Annotated in this window: 2 pseudogenes; both read left to right on the top strand. The window is 74.8% G+C overall.

Features of this window, described 5'->3' with window-relative positions:
* Window positions 1-676: pseudogene (locus N4P33_RS35420) on the top strand (DNA repair protein RecN); the annotation flags it as partial.
* A 188-nt stretch (window positions 677-864) separates the two neighbouring features.
* Window positions 865-1,128 (top strand): annotated as a pseudogene (locus N4P33_RS35415) (hypothetical protein); the annotation flags it as partial.

Below are 1,128 nucleotides of genomic sequence, written 5' to 3'. Positions count from 1 at the left end.
CCTGACCGCCGAGCGGGACGCGCTGCGCGCCGAACTGGGCGGGCTGGCCCAGGCGCTGTCGCAGGCGCGGGCCGAGGCCGCCGAGAGGTTCGCGGCGGCCGTCACCGCGGAGCTGGCCTCGCTCGCCATGCCCCACGCGCGCGTGTCGTTCGACCTCCGCCAGACCGAGGACCCGGAGGGCGTCGAGGTCGACGGGCGGACCGTCGCCTACGGTCCGTCGGGCGTGGACGAGGTCGAGCTGCTGCTCGCCCCGCACCCGGGGGCGCCGCCCCGGCCGATCGCCAAGGGCGCGTCCGGTGGTGAGCTGTCCCGGGTGATGCTCGCCGTGGAGGTCGTGTTCGCGGGGACGGATCCGGTGCCGACGTATCTCTTCGACGAGGTCGACGCCGGTGTCGGCGGCAAGGCGGCCGTTGAGATCGGGCGGCGTCTCGCGCGGCTGGCGAAGACCGCGCAGGTCGTGGTCGTCACGCATCTGCCGCAGGTGGCGGCGTTCGCCGACCGGCAGCTGCTGGTGGAGAAGACCAACGACGGGTCGGTCACCCGGTCCGGCGTGAAGGTGCTCGAAGGGGAGGACAGGATCCGGGAGTTGTCCCGGATGCTGGCCGGCCAGGAGGACTCCGAGACGGCCCGCGCCCACGCGGAGGAACTATTGGCGACGGCACGGGCGGACGTCTGAGCGGTGGCTGGTCTGCCGAGGTGGTCGACTGCCCGACGGCCTGCGGCTGACCGTTGCCGGCGCCCTCTGCGATCACCGGGCGGACAGCGCGCCTGAAGGGGCGCGGGGAACTGCGCGACCAGCCACGACGAACCGGCAGGCGCGCACGACCTCGCGCCACACGGCGTACAGGCGCCACGCCCACCGCAGCCGGGGACCCCCGGCGTGGCTTCCGGGCCCATCCAGGAGCGCTGCGGGACGGGGACGTGACCAGCGGGGCGGTGAAGCTGTTCGGGGTGTCGGCGGCCGGTCTCGTGGCGGGGGCGGTGATGAAGCGGCGGGCGCTCGACAAGGTGCTCGCCGGAATCGTGATCGCCGGGGCCGCGCACCTCGTCAATCTCGTCGACGTACGGCCGGGGCGGGCCGCCCTGACGGTGCTCGCGCTCGGAGTGCCGGGCCTGGTGCGCCGGGAG

This window comes from Streptomyces sp. 15-116A (genome assembly GCF_025290915.1).
GTDB lineage: Bacteria > Actinomycetota > Actinomycetes > Streptomycetales > Streptomycetaceae > Streptomyces.
This window is presented reverse-complemented; position numbering and strand designations above follow the sequence as displayed.